At 27.8% G+C, this 20,274-nt stretch carries 15 protein-coding genes; 3 read left to right on the forward strand and 12 right to left on the reverse strand.

Annotated features, from left to right (window positions below):
• From ACH5BF_RS04570 to ACH5BF_RS04580, 3 genes are read right to left on the reverse strand one after another with little or no spacing between them, the layout of a single operon-like run.
• A complete protein-coding gene (locus ACH5BF_RS04570) occupies positions 1-570 on the reverse strand; it encodes an SCO family protein (RefSeq protein ID WP_423273006.1) in 570 nt (189 codons plus the stop codon).
• A gap of 3 nt (positions 571-573) precedes the next feature.
• The gene (locus ACH5BF_RS04575) at positions 574-1,041 is read right to left on the reverse strand and encodes a hypothetical protein (RefSeq protein WP_423273008.1); all 468 of its coding nucleotides are present in this window, start codon (positions 1,039-1,041) and stop codon (positions 574-576) included.
• Positions 1,042-1,044: 3 nt separating this feature from the next.
• Positions 1,045-1,542, reverse strand: coding sequence for a copper chaperone PCu(A)C (locus tag ACH5BF_RS04580; RefSeq protein WP_423273009.1), 498 nt, complete (start codon positions 1,540-1,542; stop codon positions 1,045-1,047).
• Positions 1,543-1,689: 147 nt separating this feature from the next.
• Between ACH5BF_RS04580 and ACH5BF_RS04585 the strand changes: the two genes are divergently transcribed.
• Complete coding sequence (locus ACH5BF_RS04585; protein WP_423273011.1) at positions 1,690-3,801, forward strand: cache domain-containing protein; 2,112 nt, start codon at positions 1,690-1,692, stop codon at positions 3,799-3,801.
• Between the two features lie 13 nt (positions 3,802-3,814).
• Here the strand turns inward: ACH5BF_RS04585 and ACH5BF_RS04590 are convergent, their stop codons facing one another.
• Complete coding sequence (locus ACH5BF_RS04590; protein ID WP_423273012.1) at positions 3,815-5,053, reverse strand: BaiN/RdsA family NAD(P)/FAD-dependent oxidoreductase; 1,239 nt, start codon at positions 5,051-5,053, stop codon at positions 3,815-3,817.
• A gap of 48 nt (positions 5,054-5,101) precedes the next feature.
• Here ACH5BF_RS04590 and ACH5BF_RS04595 point away from each other — a divergent pair, with 48 nt between their 5' ends.
• Together ACH5BF_RS04595 and ACH5BF_RS04600 are read left to right on the forward strand one after the other, a co-directional pair.
• On the forward strand, positions 5,102-6,109 hold the full coding sequence (locus tag ACH5BF_RS04595; RefSeq protein WP_423273013.1) for an endonuclease/exonuclease/phosphatase family protein: 1,008 nt from the start codon (positions 5,102-5,104) through the stop codon (positions 6,107-6,109).
• 298 nt (positions 6,110-6,407) lie between these two features.
• Complete coding sequence (locus tag ACH5BF_RS04600; RefSeq protein ID WP_423273015.1) at positions 6,408-6,740, forward strand: hypothetical protein; 333 nt, start codon at positions 6,408-6,410, stop codon at positions 6,738-6,740.
• Between the two features lie 30 nt (positions 6,741-6,770).
• On the opposite strand, the gene mfd is transcribed toward ACH5BF_RS04600, so the two are convergent.
• The 8 genes from mfd to ACH5BF_RS04640 all read right to left on the reverse strand — a co-directional run bounded on the left by mfd (position 6,771) and on the right by ACH5BF_RS04640 (position 20,226).
• Entirely contained in the window at positions 6,771-9,758 is a 2,988-nt protein-coding gene (mfd, locus tag ACH5BF_RS04605) for a transcription-repair coupling factor (RefSeq protein ID WP_423273016.1), read from the reverse strand.
• A complete protein-coding gene (locus ACH5BF_RS04610; RefSeq protein WP_423273017.1) occupies positions 9,758-10,072 on the reverse strand; it encodes a hypothetical protein in 315 nt (104 codons plus the stop codon). Before ACH5BF_RS04610 ends, mfd begins: the two co-directional genes overlap by 1 nt.
• A 130-nt stretch (positions 10,073-10,202) precedes the next feature.
• Positions 10,203-13,313 carry an immunoglobulin-like domain-containing protein gene (locus tag ACH5BF_RS04615; protein WP_423273019.1) on the reverse strand — a complete coding sequence of 1,037 codons (3,111 nt, stop codon included), beginning with the start codon at positions 13,311-13,313 and terminating at the stop codon, positions 10,203-10,205.
• A gap of 82 nt (positions 13,314-13,395) precedes the next feature.
• Entirely contained in the window at positions 13,396-13,998 is a 603-nt protein-coding gene (locus tag ACH5BF_RS04620) for a response regulator transcription factor (RefSeq protein WP_423273020.1), read from the reverse strand.
• A 1-nt stretch (position 13,999) separates the two neighbouring features.
• Positions 14,000-15,328 (reverse strand): HlyD family type I secretion periplasmic adaptor subunit, encoded by a 1,329-nt coding sequence (locus tag ACH5BF_RS04625; protein WP_423273021.1) that lies wholly within the window; start codon positions 15,326-15,328, stop codon positions 14,000-14,002.
• Entirely contained in the window at positions 15,321-17,486 is a 2,166-nt protein-coding gene (locus ACH5BF_RS04630) for a type I secretion system permease/ATPase (RefSeq protein ID WP_423273023.1), read from the reverse strand. Before ACH5BF_RS04630 ends, ACH5BF_RS04625 begins: the two co-directional genes overlap by 8 nt.
• A gap of 36 nt (positions 17,487-17,522) precedes the next feature.
• Positions 17,523-19,313, reverse strand: a complete 1,791-nt coding sequence (locus tag ACH5BF_RS04635) for a TolC family outer membrane protein (protein ID WP_423273024.1) — start codon at positions 19,311-19,313, stop codon at positions 17,523-17,525.
• A gap of 208 nt (positions 19,314-19,521) precedes the next feature.
• Positions 19,522-20,226 carry a DUF445 domain-containing protein gene (locus ACH5BF_RS04640; protein WP_423273025.1) on the reverse strand — a complete coding sequence of 235 codons (705 nt, stop codon included), beginning with the start codon at positions 20,224-20,226 and terminating at the stop codon, positions 19,522-19,524.
• Positions 20,227-20,274 lie beyond the last annotated feature (48 nt).

Raw genomic sequence — 20,274 nt, forward strand, 5'->3', positions numbered from 1 at the left:
TTAAAGTAAAGACTTTAATACTTTTTTTAATTGTTCAGGATTAGAGAAGTGGTCAACTTTTTTTACAAAGTTTCCTTTTTTATCAAAAAAGTAAATATATGAAGTATGAGCAACAGAGTATCCCATAGAAGAGTTTTCTAACTCTATTTTCTTATAGTATGTTCCATATCTTTTAACAATATCATCTATATTTTCTTTATTTGAAGTAGCTCCTTTAAAAGTTGGGTGAAAATACTTAGCATAAGAAGCTAAGTCTTCAAGTTTATCTCTGTTAGGATCAACAGAAATAAAAAGACCTTCAAAATTTTTTTCAATAACTTCTTTATCAAAACTATTTAAAGCATGAGCTAGAGAACTTAATGAAGTAGGACAAACATCAGGACAAAAAGTATAACCAAAATATATAGCTAGAACTTTTCCTTCAAAACTCTCTTTCGTAATATCTCCATCTTTTGTTTGAACCTCAAAAGAGTATTTGCTATTCTCTTTTGCTTCATTTATATATGGTTCTATTAAAACAATAATTCCAACAGCAATTATTGTAGAAATTAAATATGATAACTTTTTCATTTTCTACCTTGTAGTTTGGAACTGAAATCTTGCCCCAACTCTTTCATTCATTTTTTCTAAACTTATATCAGCATTCCATTTCATATTTCCAACAGGACAAGTTGGAAGAGTTCCAGTTGCTTCATAAAGTCCATTTCCTAAGTTCTTAAACTTTAAGTCAAAATACCCCATAAACATATTTGTAGCATATATATTTAATGAAATATTTTCTAAATTCTCATCATTACTTTTAAGTTTAAATCTTAGATTTTGCATAAGAGGAATATCTTTAGGAAAAACTTCTAAAGTAAACTCTTTACCATTATCTAAAACTATTTTACATTCAGATTCATGTAAATTACAGTTACTATTTTGAACGGTATATTCTACTTCACCTTTAAAATAGTCATAAACTTTATTAAAATCTATTAAAAAATAGCCTGCTACAATTACAGTAATTCCAACTATTTGAACTATTAAAGTTTTATTCATAGATTATTGTCCGCACTTACCTGCGCCACAAGACATTTTTTGTTTATTAGGCATACCATGATTTTTCATCATCATTCCTGCCATAACTTTTTTTACAGGTGCAAAAACTTTTACTACTTGTCCATTTGAAAAGTTTAAAACAACTTCAACTTCCATTTCTTCTTTTAAAGGTTTTGTTTTTAAATCAATTAACATTACATGAAAACCACCAGGTTTTAAAACTGTAGTAGAGTTAGCTTCTATATCAATCTTAGGAACTTGATACATTTTCATAACTCCATCTTTCATATCATGAGTATGTAATTCAACAACATTTGAAGCATTTGATGTAGCACTTACTAATGAGATTTTCTCATTTGAACTATTTGTAATCTCCATAAAAGCGGCACTATTTGGTAGATTTGGTGGAGTTGCTCTAACATAAGCATTTTTTACACTTAAAGATGAAGCAAACATTGTCGATACACTTAAAAACAGTAGTGTTAGTAATTTTAATTTCATTATGGTTCCTTTTTTTATAAAAATATATCACAGATGTGTTAATTTAATATTAAATAGCCATTTTTAGTCTATATTTTAGATGTAAAACTTATGTATATTAATATTTTTTATACTATACTAGAAATAAAATAATTATGTGGAAAATATATGCAGTTAATTAATACTACATCTAGAACTAATTTTACAATTGCTTTCATATCTATATTTTTTACTTTTATTATTTCTATATTTTTTCAATACAAAAGCTTCCAAGACGAAATTGAGCATGTTCAAAGAGACTTTATTGATTTAAAAAAACAAGAAGTTAAAACTGAAGTACTTAAAGTACATGCCCAAATAGAAAAAAAAGAAAAAGAAATAAATAACCAAATAAAAGCTCTTGTAAAAAAAAGAGTTCATTTAGCTCATACAATAGCAACTTCTATTTATAATGACAATAAAGATGTAAAAAGTGATGAAGAAATAAAATATTTAATCGTAACTGCTTTAAAAAATATATCTTTTTCAAATAAAAGAGCCTACTTTTTTATAAATAGAAATGATGGACGAGCAGTATTATTTAATACTAAATCAAAATTACATGTAAATAGTAATATTTGGAATTTAAAAGATAAAACGGGAAAACTATTTATACAAGAACAAGCAAAAATTGCACTTGAAAAAGATGAAGGCTTTTTAAAAACTTATTTTGTAAAACCTGATTTAAATGATAATGTTCAATACCCTAAAATAAGTTATATAAAGATGTTTAAACCCTTTAATTGGCATATTGGTACAGGTGAATATATAGATGATATTACAAATGAAATAAAACAGACTATATTAGAAGATATTGCTAATATTAGATATGGGTTACATGGATATATATTTGTAAATAGGATTGATAAAAAAGCCTTAGTTTTCAATGGGGAGAAATTAAAAGAACCAAGAGATTATCCAAATACACAATTATTTAACCTACAAATGGAAAAAATAAAAAATGGTGGAAATTTCTTCTCTTATGATTTCAAGAAATTAAACTCTCAAAAAGAGTTTGAAAAAATATCTTTTGTAAAAGGATATGATAAATGGGGTTGGATAATAGGAAGTGGTTTATATATAGATGAAGTACAAAAGCATATTCAATCAAGAAAAAAAGAAGTTATAAACAATATCATAAAACAGAGTGTAAGTTTAATTTTAGTGTTAATTTTACTATTAGCAATTGTTTATTTAATTTCAGAGCAAGTATCGTTAAAACTTAGAAACAATATTGATAATCTAATTGATTCATTTAAAAAAGCTTCTAAAAAAAATAAGAAAATTGATACTCAACTTTTAACATATGAAGAGTTTGAAGATTTAGCAAATAGTTTAAATAAAACTTTAAAATCAAGAAATAAAGCAATAATCAAACAACAATCATATTTAGAGATTATTAATAAACATGTAATTACTTCTTCAACTGATGTAAAAGGAAATATTACAAATGTAAGTGATGCTTTTTGTGAGATTTCTGGTTATTCAAAAGATGAGCTTATAGGACAATCTCATAATATAGTAAGACATCCTGATATACCAAAAATATTTTATAAACAGATGTGGGAAAAACTAGAAAAAGGTGAGATTTGGAGAGGTGAAATTCTAAATCTTGCAAAAAATGGACAGAATTATTGGGTTGATACTGTAATTCAACCTATTTATAAAAAAGAAAAAATCATAGGTTATACTGCAATTAGACATGATATAACAGATAAGAAAAAAGTTGAATACTTATCAATTACTGATGAACTAACAAAACTAAGAAATAGAAGATTTTTTAATGAAACTATCGAAAAAGAGTTCTTTAGAGCAAAAAGAGAAGAAAGCCTTCTTAATTTTATCATGTTAGATATTGATTATTTCAAAAAATACAATGATAATTATGGTCATCAAGCAGGAGATGAAGCACTAAAAAAAGTAGCAGCAAGCCTGAAAAACTCACTAAAAAGAGCAAGTGATTATGCCTTTAGATTAGGTGGGGAAGAGTTTGGTATTTTATTTATAAGTAATGATACAACTAGTGCTAAAAACTTTGCGAATATAATTTTAAAAACAATTGAGAACTTAAATATTCCACATGAAAAAAGCCAAGTTAGTAAATATATTACAGCATCTATTGGATTAGTGACTAAAAATGTAGCAAATATGAGTGATTATAATGAACTTTATAAATTGGCAGATGAAGCTTTATATGAGGCAAAAGAAAAAGGAAGAAATCAAGTAATTGTAAAAGAGTAACAAAACTCTTTTACTACTTTTTTAAATGTCCAGCTAAAAATCCACTTGAAAAAGACCATTGAAGATTATAACCACCACATGGTCCATCTAAATCCATAACTTCACCACAAAAATATAATCCATCAACTATTTTACTTTGCATTGTGTTTGGATTTATCTCTTTTAAGCTTACTCCACCTCTTGTAATCATAGCTTTTTTAAAGCCTACTGAGTCTGTAACTGTAAATGGTGTATTTGCAACTATATTTACTAAATCATTTCTAGTTTGTCCATCTTGGTCTTTAAACTTTTTATCAAGTTTTGCTTTTACTTGTAAACATAACTCTTTTGATACAGAAGCTGGTAAAAGAGTACTTAAAAGCTCAACTACATTTGCATCAGGCTTTAAAGTACCTTGCTTTTTCAAGTGTTGAAAAATCTCATCTTCACTTTTACCTTTTACCATATTTATTAAAAGTGGAACTTCATTATACTTTTCAAGTAAAGGAGTAATCTCCCTAGAAAAATCTAAGATAACTGGACCTCTTAAGCCCTTCGATGTAAAAATCAAGTCTCCAACAGCTTTTAGTTTTTTAGCTTTTTTCAAATCAATTCTCACAATTGCTTTTGCAATTGTATCAGCTGTACAGTTTGCTACCCAAGTCTCTTTTACATATACAGGAAGCATAGCAGGATAAAGGTCTGTTACTTTGTGTCCTAACTCTTTTGCAAACTCATAACCATCACCATTTGCTCCAAGCATTGGAAATCCTAGTCCACCTGTTGCTACTATTACATTAGGTGATTCAAAGTTTCCTTTTTGTGTTTGAACTCCTGTGATTTTTGTATTGTCACATAAAAGTCTATCAACTTTACAATCACATAAGACTTCTACTTCAAGTCTTTCTAACTCTTTTTGTAAAGCATTTATAATTGTAGAAGAGTTATGAGTAACAGGAAAAATTCTAAAACCATCTTTTGTATCTGTTTGAACACCTATACTTGAGAAAAACTCTCTTAGGTCATTTTTATCCAACATATTAATAGCAGTCATCATAAACTTACCGTTTCTTCCAAAAGAGCTCATAAAATCCTCTTTACTTAAAGTATTAGTAAGATTACACTTTCCTCCACCTGTTGCTTTTAGTTTTGCACCAAGGGAACTTAGTTTTTCTAAAAGTAAAACATCAAATCCTAATTTTTTTGCAGTTATTGCTGCAATCATTCCAGCTCCACCAGAACCAATTACTATTACATCATATTCTTTTTTCATGGCGTAATCATAACCAAAGATTGTTAAAAACTTTGATATACTTCATTTATGAAAATAAGAGTCGGAACATTTAATTTATTTCAATTTGTAGAACCACCTTACAGCTGGTATGTAAAAAAAGACAAATTCACACAAGAACAATGGATAGAGAAAACAACTTGGATAAAAAAACAAATAACTTCAATGGATTGTGATGTTATTGGTTTTCAAGAAGTATTCTCTCAAAATGCCCTAAAAGATTTATGTAAAGAACTAGGCTTTGAATACTTTGTAACAGTTGATACACCAAGAGTTCATGAAAAAAATGAACTTGTTTATGTTAGTACGACCGTTGCACTTGCTTCAAAACACCCAATATCAAATATAAAAAATGTTAAAACCCATACTCCAAGTTTGAAAAAACATCATTTTAAAGGACCCTTTAAATTTGCTAGAACTCCTATAAAAGCTGATGTTACACTTCCAAATGACCAAACTTTCACAATCTATGTTTGTCATCTAAAATCAAACAGAGAAAATGAGTTTGAATATATTTTTAATGAAAAACATACACTTGAAGAAAAAAACAAACAAGTTCAAAAAGCTTTAAAAGAAAACTTTAGTAAATCACTAAAACAAAGACTTTGCGAGGCTTCTTCACTATTTTTTGATATGAAAAAACAAAAAGATAAACCTTATATATTAGTATGTGATTTAAATGATAGGCTTCACTCTTTAACTATAGATGCCCTATCAAATAATAAATATCATGATGAAACTAGAAAAGAGACATTTATTTTAAAAGATGCTTATTATGAACATGAAAGAAAAATCTATAATCCCCATCCTGAACAAAAAGAGATAAAAAGAGAAGCTACAAGTTACTTTGTAGGTAAAGGAAATGTTTTAGATTTTATATTTATTAGTAATGCACTTAGCAAAAAAAATACAAAAAGTGTTGCAAATATAGATAATTATGAGATTTTTAATGAACATATTGAAGAAAATCACGATGGTTCTATTCTTAAAAGTGACCATGCACAAGTAGTTTGTCAATTAAATTTCAAAAAAAATTGACAATTTTGTAAAAAATACACTTTTTATACATGAATTCTTATTATAATACATTCAGAAATAAATTAAACCCATTAATTTATTCACAGAGTAAGCAGTAGTATTGCTTCCTTTAAACTCCTCCTTATTCAAAAAGAGAAAAGTTTTGTGCTTACTTTTCTCTTTTTTTTAATCTATTTTTCTTTAAATCATAAATAAATATAACACTCAACATAACAAATTCCAAAATTTCAGCAAATTATTACCATTATAGTACCTTTTAAATGTTATAATTTATGTTATATAATATAAAGGAGCTAATATGAGTGCTAATAATATAGTAAGAAATCACGTAGAAAAAATTCAATTAGCTTTGAATACTACTGATATTGAACTAATGGATGAGTTAAAGTTTGATGTATCTACAAATGTTAGAAGAGCTTTAGCTAAAAACAGAAATGTTCCAAGTAGGATAATAGACAGATTAGCCTTTGACCCTGCCTTAAATGTATCATTTATGGCTTTACAAAATATAAATTGTACAAAACAAAGAGATTTAGGAGATTCAGCAGATCATCCATGTGTTTCATGTACAAATAGTGAGACAAGTCTAAATTGCAATACTTGTCCAAGAATTAAAGCTTTTAATTACTAATAAAAAATACAGAGTTCAACTCTGTATTTCTTACTTTCTTAAATACTTTAACGTAGTTGCTATAATATCATCATCATCTTTTGATGGTGATTTTATAGTCTCTTTTGAATCATCATCTTTTACAAATGTTATATTCATTTCATAAGATGAAATAGTTTTTATTTTCTTAGATAAACTTAATATTTTAATCATAATAAGCTCTAAGAACTGTTTTGTTGGAATATCTGGCTTACCAAATCTATCTTCCATCTCTTCTTCAATAGCATAAACAGCTTCTTTATCATGACATTTAGAAAGTCTTCTATAAAGCTCTAATCTTACTCTATCTTCTGTAATATATTCATCAGATAAATATGCTGAAATAGCAAGTTTAATATCAACAGTTTTATTCTCTTCTTTTGTTTCACCACTTAAACTAGCTAAAGCTTCTTCAAGCATCTTAAGATACAAACCATAACCTATTTGCTTAATATGACCACTTTGAGCTTCACCTATGATATTTCCACCACCTCTGATTTCTAAGTCTTGGTGAGCAAGAGCTGTACCACTTCCTAAATATGAGTTAGATTCTAAAGCAACAAGTCTTTTTACTGCATCATTTGTGATTTGTTTTTTATCTTCAACAACATAATAACAGAAACCTTCTTTGTCACTTCTACCAACTCTTCCTCTTAACTGATGTAAATCAGCAATACCAAATCTATCAGCCCCATCAATAATAATAGAGTTTGCATTTGGTAAATGAAGTCCAGATTCTACAATAGATGTAGCTAGTAAAATATCAAACTCTTTATTTTCAAAGGCATCAATAATCTTTTCAGCTTGAGCAGGTTTTATCTTAGAGTGAATAACTTCAACTTTAATATTTGGAATAATCTCTTCAATATCACTTTTTTTAGCTTCAATTGAAGCAATATTATTATGAACATAGAAAAACTGTCCACCTCTTCTTTTCTCTCTTAAGATTATCTCTTTGATAAGTTTATCACTATACTCTTTAACATAAGTTCTAACCCCTAATCTCTCACTTGGAGGAGTAAGCAAGGCACTCATACCTTTTAGTTTTGATAAGGCAAGGTTTAATGTTCTTGGAATTGGTGTAGCACTCATTGAGAAAATATGTACATCATCTCTTAATGCTTTTAGTTTCTCTTTTTGTTTTACTCCAAATTTATGCTCTTCGTCAATAACAACTAAAGCTAAATCATTTGTTTTAACTCCAAGTAATGAGTGAGTTCCCACAACTAGTTTAATCTCACCTGTCTCAAGCCCTTTTTTGATATGATTTTTCTCTTTTGTTGAAGTTTTACCATCAAGCTTAGCCATAGGGAAACCATACTGCTCGAACCTTTTTTGCATTCCATGGAAATGTTGTGTAGCAAGTAGTGTTGTAGGACAAACAAATAAAGCTTGTTTACCATCTAAAACAACTGCTAAAAGTGCATTCATTGCAACTTCTGTTTTACCAAATCCAACATCACCTGATAAAAGTCTATCCATTACTCGACCACTACTTAAATCAGCAAAAATATCTCTAACAGCTTTTGCTTGATCTTTTGTATAATCAAACCCTGCATTTTTTTGGAAATCAAGTAAAACTTGTTTATCAGTATTTATCTTCACACCATTTATAAGCTCTCTTGCAGCTGCCATTTTAATAATATCATTTGCAATTGCAAATAATTTATCTTTTACTTTATCTTTAAGCTTAGCAAAACTTCCTTTTCCAAGCTTATCAACTGTTGCATAAGAGTTTCCATCAGCAACATATCTATCAATCAAATCTATATTTTCAACAGGAATTAAAAGCTTATCATCACCTGCATACATAACAATAACAAAGTCTCTTTTAGCTCCCATAACTGTAACAGGCTCTATTCCTTTGTATTGTCCAATACCATGTTTTTCGTGAACTACAAAATCATTTTCTTGAAGTTCATCAAGTACTAGTTTTACTCTTTTCTTTCTTCTTGTTTTTATCTCTTTATTTAAAGATATGATGATTTCATCATCACCAATAACATTTAAGATATATGGTTCAATTATATAGTTGATATTTGTATCACTAAGTTCTAAATCATATGCTTTAATTTTAGCTTCTGTAGATGAAATAATATTAACTTTTTTACCTTCATGAAAAGAGATAAACTCTTTTACATTTGCAGGAGCTATTTCTTGGTATGTTTTTGCTTTATAAACTTGAGGAGTTGATAAAAACTTATCTTTATTTAGTCTCTTATCTTCAAATACATAAACTTCATCTAACTCTTCTAAGGCTTCTTGTGTAATAAAACTATTCATGTTTTGAGGTAGATACTCACCTAAATCATTTAAATACCAAAATCCAAGAGAGTGAATATCTTTTACAAAAGCATCAGATTCAACACTTTGAACTTGTTCACTAATACCTTCAAAAGTCTCTTCATCTAAGGCTAAAAATGCAGGTGTAATTGTAAAGCTTTCAATCTCTTCTTTAAATGATTTTTGATCTTCAATATCAAACTTTCTAATACTTTCAACTTCATCATCAAAGAAAGATACTCTATATCCAAACTCACTTCCTAAAGGGCAAATATCTAAAATATCACCTCTTATAGAAACTTCTGCTTCTGAAGTTACAATATCAACAAAATAGTAACCCCAATTGTAAAGTTTTGATTTTAGTTCTTCAAGATTTATAGTATCAGCAAAAGCTATTTCATAGTTATCAAAACACTTTGCTTTTGGCATAGGATAAGAGATAGTTCTAATAGGTGAGATTAAAATTTTATTTTGTTTTTTATAGTTATAAAAACCATTTAAAGCTTTAGTAATATCTTGTAATTCTTCACTAAAAGATAATAAATCATCTCCAAAATTAGCTCTAAAATCAGATAAAACAAAAGGAGTAAAACCTAAATAAGAGACAATATCATTTGCTATTTGAGCTTGTTTATCATCATTTACAATTAAAAGCTCACACTCTTTTAATCTTTTTTCATCTTTTAAGTTTTTTAAAAATTCGTAAATACTTTTCACTATTTTTCTTCTTTTATCTCTTCAAAAAAGCCTGTTTCTTTATCATAAAAGTAAGGTGGATAGGGTGTTTCATTTAATAAAAATACTAAGTTAGCATCCTCAAAACCTGCTTTTTGAAGTCCTTCTTTAAATATCTCTAAAATAAATGCTTTTGTAGTAACTAATGTAGTTGTAGAAAAAGAAGTATAAACATGTTTTTCTCCTTCAACTGCTTTAAAACTTTTTCTTTTTAAAAATTTTTCTAGTTTTTCTTCATCTTGAAGTCCACCAACATCAAGTAAAACTAAAACATCAATCTGTTTTTCATCTGCCATAAAATATTCCTTTTAAACTTCTATAAATTATCTCATTTTGTATAATAAAAACGTATTGTATTTAAATAAGGTTTAATTTGGGATTTAAAAAATATGTGCAAAAAAGATAACATCTAACCGAAGTTAGATGTTAAACTATTGTATCTACAATATCTGTTTGAATTAAAACTTTGTATGTACTATCATCTGTATTTGTGTATACATCATAAGTTACATTATCAATAATTTGTGTTGATGAAGTTGCCCATGTTCCTGTTGTATCTTTTAACTCAACAGAATCACTTAAATCTCCTTTGATAACTAGTGTTTTATCAGTAGAGTCTGTCATTTGAATAACATCATCTAAAGATAGTTTTGTTAAAGAGTGATTTCCTTCATCTAGATTTATAGATTCAATATTTTTAATTTCTGGATTATTTAAAGCTGAGAAATCAATATTTCCATCATTTAAACTTAATACTAATTCATCACTACCAGCACCTCCATCTATTGAAGTAGCTGAAGAATAATCAAATACTTCATCTTCATCTGTACCAACTAAGGCTTTATCTCCATCAAAAGTAATTTGCATATTACCAGTTGCTGTTGCTGTTCCATCTGATGTTTCAACTTCAACATTAATTACTTGGTTTTCAGGAGCAATTTTTTCTGTACCTGTCGCACTCATTGTATCAATTGCAAAATCTCCTGCATTGGCAGTAAATTGTATTTCATTATATGAATTAAAATCAAAACTATCTCCTGCATTTAGTGAAATGGAAGCAGTGATTATAGTAGCTCCTCCATCAATAGAGTATGAAATAGTTTCTGTATCATTTGTTGCTCCTGTATTAGTAAGAACACCATTTACTATAGACCAATTTGCATTTGTAGTAGAGATATTTGTAACCTCTGAAGTAATTGTTAGAATATCATTACTACTCACATAAGGTTGAATACCTTGTGAAACTAATACATCACCATTAAATGCTTTCCATTCTGCTTGATCACCTGATCCCCATTTTGAAAATGTAAATTTTGTCTCACTTAAATATTTAGCATTATTTTGTGCATAAACTCTATTGTCAATAGAGTTTAATATTGTATTATCATATTGATCAGTATCAACAAGTAAATCATCTTGCATTTGTGTACTTAAAGTACTATCTGTAAAGTTTAAATATAAAACTTCATCAGCACCAAGAGAATTACCTCCATTTACACCCATACCATTACCAGATGAGTAATTTACAGTATAAGGATCAAATGCACCACTTCCTTTTATTGTACCAGCACTACCACTTGAGTCTGTCGTTGTTGCTAATACATATAGTTGGTCAATATTAAATAATAAACTATGAGCATTACCTCCACCTAGGGAACCACTTTGATCAAAGATGTTTATTAAAGTATGTCCTGCACCATCTAAAGTATAATCTCCTAATGCAATAGAGTATGACTCACTAGATACATTTGGAGTAATAGTAAATACCACTTCTTGTGGAGAAACTATGTTACCTGAAGAATCTGCTCTTATAGCATTTACTTCTCCCGAACCTAATGTTTCATATTTAATATAATACACTGTTTCACTAGGTTGACCTAAATTATCTGTTGATGTTAATTTTTCTCCATTGATATTAATAGCAAAACCATCTGCATCAACTTCTGGTGTTAAATTTATTGATGAAACGCCTAACTGAGTATTGATATCATCAGAATCAAACTTACTTATATTTAAATCAATATCATTTATCTCATTATTTGTAGTATCTATAGCCATAATTGCATTTTGACCAAAACCGTAAATAACATCTAAATCTTCATAATTACCTCCAGTAACACTTGTAACGCTATTTACTTGTGTTAATAAGGTTACACTACTACTTGTATCTGGATTGGTAATTGTAATAGTTGTTCCATCTTCTAAAGTAACAACTAAAGGAGTTGATGTATCTGGTGTATTAGTAACAACTGCTGTATATGTATATGTACTGTCATTATTTAGGGTTTCATTTATTGTTAATACTGTTGTATCATCTACATCTGCTATTTGTGCTGTTGCTGTTGCTCCTGTTACTGATGTATCTTCGAAGTTCCCTCCATTAATTGATGTTACTGTTGCTGTTATTGAATCTGGATCTACATATGGATCCATATCTTGTGTTGCGATTGTTAAACTTCCTGCTCCACTTGCATCTAATGTTACTGTTCTTGTTCCTACCTCTCCTGCTATTTGTACTGTTAAGCTTGATGGAACTCCACTATCTGGTGCATTTGATGTTTGGAAGTTAAATGTTACACTTGCATCATTCTCTGTTACATCACTTGTTGTTACTTCTACTGTTGTTGTATTAATTGTATCCGAAATATTAACTGTAGCTTCATTACTAATAAGGCTATTAAAACCTCCTCCAACAAATGAAGTTCCGACAATATTATACGACTCAGCATCAATATAGGCATCATCATCTTGAATTGAAAAAGGTGTAGAGTTCACTATTGTTCCAGGAACATAAGTTGTCCCAAATGTTAAAACTGCACCATTTGATAATGTTATTTCTAATGATGAAAGAGGAGTTTGATCTAAACTTGCAGAAACTACACTACCTTGACTTCCTTCTGAAGTATTAACATCAAATAAAGTTAAAACTGCGTCAGGAGCAGTTATTGTATCAACACCTTCAACTAAAGTATCATCAGGAGTTGTATTTAATGTTGCTTCTCTTAAATCTGTATTTACATCAACTTCTGCACCTGTTCTATCTTCTAATCTTGCTGTTAAAAGTTCTGTATCTGTAGGTGTTTCTGCACCTGCAGCTGCTGCATCTAAGTTTTCAATATCATCTAATGTTAATGTAGCTACATCATTTTGATTATTAGGAGTATCATTATTATTTAAAGATTCAGCTAGTAAGTTGTTAAGCTGATTATCTTCAGTAAGTTCTTCACTCTTATTATTGATAGAGTCTGATAATAATTCATTTAATTCTCTGTCTTGAAAAACAGTTTCACTACTTAATTCTGAACTTAACATTGTTTCATCAAAAAGTTGTTCTTCATTTCCAGAAATAGTAATAGTTTTTGAGTTATCTGCTAATAACACTCTTATTTTATCAGCGCCACTATTAGAACCACTACCAAGTACAATATCACCATCACTTATAATATCACCATTTTTTAAAATGCTAATATTTCCCTCAGGGTTCTTAATAAAAAAAGAGCCACTTACTTCACTTACTTTACCAATTTCTTGTGCCATGATAAACTCCTTATACTATTTATTATTAGTATAATAAAAGCATAAGCTAAAAATCTATTGTACTTTGGTGCAAATTGTGAAATTAGTTAAATAAAAGAATAAATGATAATCTATTTAAAACATTAAATTTTTCATATATATTTTTAGTGTGAGCTTTTACTGTTCTCAAAGAGATTTTTAATTCATCTGAGATTTCTTGATAGGTATATTTTTTTATTACAAGAAGAGCAACTTCTTTTTCCCTTTGTGTTAAAATACTTAATTTTTCATCTATACTCTCTTCTTTATTTTCATATCTCATTCTATGTATAGTTTCATTAATAAACTCAGGATAAAGCCAAATATTACCATCTTCAATAGTATTAATCGCCTCTTTTAAGTGAATATCATCCATATAAAGATTACCATATCCCCTTACACCAAGGGAAATCAATCTTTTACCTTTTTCATATGTAGGAATAGAATCAAGAATCATTAAATAACAATATTGATTAACCAATGGAGTAATAAATGACTCAATATTATCCCCACACTCTTCTATATTTGCAAGGATTACCACACTTCTCTTTTTTGACTCAATAAACAAATCATCATAATTACTAAATATTTCATAATTATAATTCATTAGTAAAAACTCATATCTATCTATAAGGTTTATATCTTTTGAATATACTACTACTTTCATATTATCTTTCCGTAAATGTGTATTGTTTTGCTTTTAAAATTGGTTTTAGAATATAATCTAAGACTGTTTTTTTACCAGTTAATATATCTACATTAACAACCATTCCAGGAATTATTGCTAACTCTTTTCCATCTTTTGATAAATGGTTTTTTGTAGTTTGAATATGAACAGTATAAAAACTCTCTTTATTTTCATCAACTTCTGTATCTGCACTTATTTTTATAACATTTCCATCTAAACCACCAAAAATAGAGTAGTCATAAGCTGTAAATTTAACTTTTGCTTTTTGTTGAAAATATATAAATGCAATATCAGCAGGTTTGATTTTTGTTTCAATTAAAAGTGTTTCTCCTGTTGGTACAATCTCAACTAAATACTCTCCTGGTTTTGTAACTCCACCAATTGTTTTGAAAAATATTTGTTGTACAATTCCATTTGTTGGTGAATATACATTTGTTCTTACAACTTTATCTTTTAGATTATTTATAGTTGCATTAACTCTTTCTAACTCTGCAATTGTTTTATTAAGTTCTTCTTGTGATTCTTTTTTAAAAGTATCTTTTATTTCATTTATTTTTGTCTCAAACTCACTAATAATGAAATTTGTTTTTGGAATTAAATGCTTAATATTTTCTAACTCTTTTCGAATATTATTAGCTTCTCTTCTTAGCTTTAAAAAATCTGCCTTAGATCTTAATTTTCTTTGAACTAAGGGTTCAGCGATTCTTATTTCTTCTGAAATTAATCTATACTCATTTCTTAAATAACTTAAACTAGATTTTGCAGAGGATAAGTCATTAATTTTTTGCTTTAACTGTTCTTCTAAAACTTTTGTTTGAAGTTCTAAATTGTTACGATTTATATCAAAAAGCTTCTTCTCATTTTTTAAATAGTGAATTACATCATTTTTACTAAAATCATCTATATCAAAATCTTTCTCATTAACCTCAGCTTCTAATCTAATAATTTTTGCCGTTAATTCCAAAGATTTAAGTTTGGTAGCTTCATAATCAGCTTTAGACTTTTCATTACTTAACTTAAGTAAGATCTCTCCTTTTTTTACTATATCACCCTCTTTTACAAGGATTTCTTTAATAATACCACCTTCTAAATTTTGAACAATTTTATTCTCACTACGAGGTACTACTTTCCCTTCTCCTCTTACTATCTCATCAATCTGTGCATAGTATGCCCAGCCAATTAAAGCCGAAACAGAAAGGATAAGGAACCAAAGAAAAAGTCTTAATCTTTTTGGTGTTTGTTCAAGTACTGCTGCACTTAAACTATTCATAAATTTATAATCATCTTGGGAATAGTTATATTTACTCATAACTTCCTCCTTCAGATAATAGTTTTATTACATCTTCTTTTTTTCCATTAATATATACACCTTTATTATTGATAACTATAACTTTTTCTACTAAATCTAATAAAGACATTTTTTGTGTTACTAAGACCATAGTTTTATTCTGCAAAGATAAAGATAGATTTTTTAAAACATTTATTTCTGTTTGTCTATCCATAGAACTTGTTGGTTCATCAAAAAGCATTACAGGATAATCAAATAAAAAAACTCTTGCGATACCTACAGCTTGAATTTGTCCACCAGATAAACCTTCACCATTCTCCCCAATTTCCATTTCATAACCTCTTGGGTGAATATTTGCAAACTTATCAACTGTAGATATATTTGCAGCTTTTATCATTTCTTCATCATTTACATATGAAGCCCTAAAAGTTATATTATCTTTTAGTGTTCCGTGAAATAAGGATACATTTTGAGAAACATACCCAAAGCTTCTTCTTAAATCAGCAGGATCAATTTGAGCTAAATCAATATCATCAATTAAAATTGTTCCTTCAGTAGGAGTATATAGCTTTAGTAAAAGTTTTAAAATCGTACTTTTCCCTGAACCAATTTTTCCTAATATTGCCACATGTTCCCCTGGATTTATAACAAAAGATACATTTTTTAAAATTTCAACATCACAATTTGGATAAGAAAAAGATACATTTCGGAACTCTATCTTTCCTTCAAAACCTTTATGAGAAACGAAACTTTTATTTTTAGGTCTTTCAACTTCTTTTTGCATAAGTTCATTTAAAATATTATAGGCATTTGCTGCATCTTCATAATTAGTTATTAAACCTGCTGCTTGCCCCATTGGTGCAACACTTCTAGAACTTAAAATAACCACAGCAATTAATCCACCCATTGTAAGTGAAAAATCTTCAATTAAATACACTCCATAAATAATCACAGCAACCGTATTTAACTGAATTAGCAAAGAAGTAAATTGAGGAATAAATGTTGCATACATTCTTGATCTTAGTCCCTCTTGAGCTATTTTTCCATTACTCTCTTCCCAGTCCCATTGAACATTGTTTGAGTTTCCTAAACTTTTTAGAGTTTCCATATTATTTAAAACTTCAATTAATATGGCATTTTTTTTAGAAACTATTTCATTAATCTTTTTAATTTTTTCTTGAATAGGACTTTTTAAAATTAAAGCAGTAAGTAAAATTACAGCAATTACTGATAAAGGAATAATAACAATAGAACCACCAATATAGTAAATTACAGTTAAGAATATAATTGTAAAAGGTAAATCAATAAAAGAGACTAATGTAGCATTTGTAAAAAAAGATCTTATTACATCAAAGTTTTTTAGACTATTTGCAAAAGCACCTATTGGTTTAGGAATATCTTCAAGTTTAAGACCTAATACTTTCTCAAATATCAATGAAGACATGATAATATCACTTTTTCTTGCTGCAATTTCAAGAAAATAACTTCTTAATATTTTTAGTAAAATATCTAAAGAGTAAACAATAAAAACACCAATAGCAAAAAACCAAAGTGTCTCAACTGCATTATTTGGAATAACTCTATCATAAACACTCATAGTAAATAAAGGTGTAGCTAAAACAAATATATTTACAAGAAATGAAGCAAAAATAACATCAAAATAGATGCCTCTTGATAGATTTAAAGTACTCCAAAACCAATGTTTATCTTCAAATCTAAGATTATTTCTTAAATCAATATCTTTATAATTAAAGCCTTTTTTTATTAAAACAGCAAAACCTAAATACTCATTATTAATAGAATCAAAATCATACCACTGTTCAACTATATCACCATCTAATTCAGAGATAATTTTCAATTTCTTTTTATCATCAGAAAAAGAGTCAAGTAAACATGCATTATTATCTGATAAAAGAAGAATAACAGGTAACTGCAGTTTTGAAAAATCTTTTAAATCTCTTTTTACAAACTTAGTTTTTAATCCAGCATTTTGTGCAGCTCGAGAGAATAATCCTTTTGAACTACTTATTGAAAATAGATTAGCTTCTTTTAAGCCTTTCTCAATAGGTAAACCATAAGTAAGAGCTTCTCTAGTAAAAGGTTTATGATAAAATTTAGTATATGTAACTAGACAATCTACTAAAGTATATAAACCTTCTATGTTATTATAATTTTTCATGTTTACCCCTTTAAATACTTTCTATTTAAAGTAGTGTTAATTATGTGTGAAATAAAACTCTTTTACATCTTTTAAATTTTCCATATATGGTCTATTTTCTTTTACAATATTTGGTAATTTAGCTAATGCATACCTTGCGTTTTTTTTACTATCATACATACCAGAAACGATTTTATATAGTTGTTTATTCTTTTTTGTTTTATATGGTATTACCATATAATCATCTGCCAATTTGCTACTTGCTATAAATTTATCAACTTCTTCTTGTGATGAAAATGTTGCTAAACTTAATGTAAATCCATTCTCTTTGCCAATAAAATCTTTTTCAAAAGAATCATCTATACTTGAAGTATTTCCATTATTTTTTTCAATTTTATTTTTAGTATCACAACCATACATATCAATTTCAAAATCTAAAGTTGAGCTATCACATAAATCAATTTCATCTATAATTCCATCTTTATCTCTATCTTTACTTATTGGTGCATTGTGTTGACTAATTGGATTATAATTTGCAAATAATGGTTTGTAAACTTCTTTTGTATCTTCAAATAAAGAGTTAACCATTTCTCCCATTGAATCTAATATTCTATATTTTGAGAATAACCAATCATATTTCGCATTTATCAATTTATTTCTTGCTGAGATATATTCATCTTGAGCAGTTAATAAATCTATTAAAGTTCTAGTACCATCTTCAAACTCTTCTTTGTATAAATCTAATGTAGCTTTACTTTGTTCTAAATATGAATTTAAAAATGCTAATTGTTTTTCAATCATTGTATAAGCTGACCATGATAATTGAAGCCCTTCTATTATCTGTCTTTTTATCTCTCTTTGAATTTCATACTCTTGCATAATATTAATTCTACTTTTTCTTACACTATTTACATCAGAGTGCCCTCTATATAAATTTTGTTTAAATACTAGAAGTGCTGAATAATCTCTTGAATGACCAACCTCTCCTCCAGTATTTTTATCTAAGTTATATGCAAACTCAAAGTCTAATGTTGGCATAAATTTATATTTTGCTTTTTTAAAAGCAAATTTTGCAGTATTAATATTATGATTAGTAACTAACATCGAAGGATTATGCTTAATAGCATATTTTGAAGCATCTTCTAAAGAAGTCGGTAATTTATAATCAAAAACAGGATCTTCTAAAGTCTCTGAATTTACTTTTGTACCTAATATTTTACCAAGGTTATATTTTGCATCCATTAAATTATTTTTTTGAGTTAAATAATTAAACTCTGCTAATTGTAAACTTGAATCAACCTTTTTTACATCAGATAATAAACCAGCTCCAGAATCACTTAAATCTTGTGTTTTCTTTAAAATATTTTGCGTTAATGAAATATTCTCTTTCTCTAAAGCAAGTAGTTTATTAAATTTTATTACATTTATATACTCTCTAACTAGATTAAAAGCAACATCATTTGTTTTTTCTACATAATTATATGCAGCAGCCATAACTCTAGCTTTTTCATAATTAACTCGGTATTTCGTACCTAAACCATTAAAAAGGTTTTGAGTTAAAGTAAGAGAGTTTCTATAAATATTTAAACCACGTTCTTGAAAACCTGCACTCGTGTGTTTTTCATAAGTCTTTTCATAACCAAACCTACTTACAAAATCAATGACAGGGGCATATTCAGACTTTGCAATCTTTAAATCATATGCTGTTTTATCATAATTTTTTAAGCGTTCTAAAATAACAGGATTAGTATGTAAAGTATCATCTAATGCTTCTTTAAGTGTTAAAGCATTTAAATTAATTGTTGAAACTGCTGTGAGTATTAAAGCAGAAGTCACTATAGCTTTCATGATATGCTCCTTGGACTTATTTTGTTCATATAACAAGTATATCTTAGCATTTTTAAAGTAGACCTTAAAAAAAACTTAGATTAATAAATCTTAAGTATTTTAAAATGTAAAAAATAATTATTTAATAAGGATTTAATATAATTTTTATGATAGAAAAAGAAGAAGAAAACTATAGAGAAAAAAAGCTCTATAGTTTTATATTTTAAAATTATAAAAAAGTTGAAACAAAACCAATTAGTCCACCAAAAACGGCACCCCACACAACTAGCCATCCTAAATGTTCTCTAATTATTTTTTGAATCATTTCTTTTACCATTTTAGGTGTTAATTCATCTAGTCTTTTATTTACGATTGAACTTAGTTTATCGTAAATATCATCAGTTAAATCATCTGATTTTAGTGCTTCATTTAAAACAGCTTGAAAAGAATCACTTTTTGAAATATCAACAATTGAACTTCTAAGCTTTTTAGTAAAAGGCTCTTTTAATGGCTCTAAAGCTTGCTCTCCGCCAAACATTCCTAACATTCCACCAAAAGATGATTCCATTACAGCACTTTTTAGTGAATCATATGCAGGTGTAAAATCAGTTTTGTTTAAGATTTTTTCAAAATCAACAGTGTTTTTTGCACTATTTACCTCATCTTCAAAAAATCTTTTTAGATGTTCTTTTGTAAAAAATTGATTCATTAATAAATCATGAATTGATTTTTTAAATTGTGAAAATTTATTTTCAATAACACCAGAACCATAAAGATATGGAACTTTTTCAAACAACATATGAATTGCAAGTGTATTTGTAATAGAACCACTTAAGGCAAAAAGTCCTACAACAAAAATAGTATCATAGCCATTTGAATAACCATAAGCCATAAGTAATAACGCAGCTAAATTTGTAATATCAGATTTATTCATTTGTAAAATCCCCCTTCAAAAAGGGGATTTTAACATAAGTTTTGTAAG

This window comes from Arcobacter pernae (assembly GCF_049472135.1).
In the GTDB taxonomy this organism is placed as follows: domain Bacteria; phylum Campylobacterota; class Campylobacteria; order Campylobacterales; family Arcobacteraceae; genus Arcobacter_B.

Excerpts from the sequence above, each read along its gene's own strand:
- ACH5BF_RS04585 (WP_423273011.1), top strand. The coding sequence starts at position 1,690 with ATGCAGTTAATTAATACTACATCTAGAACTAATTTTACAATTGCTTTC.
- ACH5BF_RS04600 (WP_423273015.1), top strand. The coding sequence starts at position 6,408 with ATGAGTGCTAATAATATAGTAAGAAATCACGTAGAAAAAATTCAATTA.
- ACH5BF_RS04635 (WP_423273024.1), bottom strand. The coding sequence starts at position 19,313 with ATGAAAGCTATAGTGACTTCTGCTTTAATACTCACAGCAGTTTCAACA.
- ACH5BF_RS04575 (WP_423273008.1), bottom strand. The coding sequence starts at position 1,041 with ATGAATAAAACTTTAATAGTTCAAATAGTTGGAATTACTGTAATTGTA.
- ACH5BF_RS04615 (WP_423273019.1), bottom strand. The coding sequence starts at position 13,313 with ATGGCACAAGAAATTGGTAAAGTAAGTGAAGTAAGTGGCTCTTTTTTT.
- ACH5BF_RS04630 (WP_423273023.1), bottom strand. The coding sequence starts at position 17,486 with ATGAAAAATTATAATAACATAGAAGGTTTATATACTTTAGTAGATTGT.
- ACH5BF_RS04625 (WP_423273021.1), bottom strand. The coding sequence starts at position 15,328 with ATGAGTAAATATAACTATTCCCAAGATGATTATAAATTTATGAATAGT.
- ACH5BF_RS04590 (WP_423273012.1), bottom strand. The coding sequence starts at position 5,053 with ATGAAAAAAGAATATGATGTAATAGTAATTGGTTCTGGTGGAGCTGGA.
- ACH5BF_RS04620 (WP_423273020.1), bottom strand. The coding sequence starts at position 13,998 with ATGAAAGTAGTAGTATATTCAAAAGATATAAACCTTATAGATAGATAT.
- ACH5BF_RS04640 (WP_423273025.1), bottom strand. The coding sequence starts at position 20,226 with ATGAATAAATCTGATATTACAAATTTAGCTGCGTTATTACTTATGGCT.
- ACH5BF_RS04570 (WP_423273006.1), bottom strand. The coding sequence starts at position 570 with ATGAAAAAGTTATCATATTTAATTTCTACAATAATTGCTGTTGGAATT.
- ACH5BF_RS04595 (WP_423273013.1), top strand. The coding sequence starts at position 5,102 with ATGAAAATAAGAGTCGGAACATTTAATTTATTTCAATTTGTAGAACCA.
- ACH5BF_RS04580 (WP_423273009.1), bottom strand. The coding sequence starts at position 1,542 with ATGAAATTAAAATTACTAACACTACTGTTTTTAAGTGTATCGACAATG.
- ACH5BF_RS04610 (WP_423273017.1), bottom strand. The coding sequence starts at position 10,072 with ATGGCAGATGAAAAACAGATTGATGTTTTAGTTTTACTTGATGTTGGT.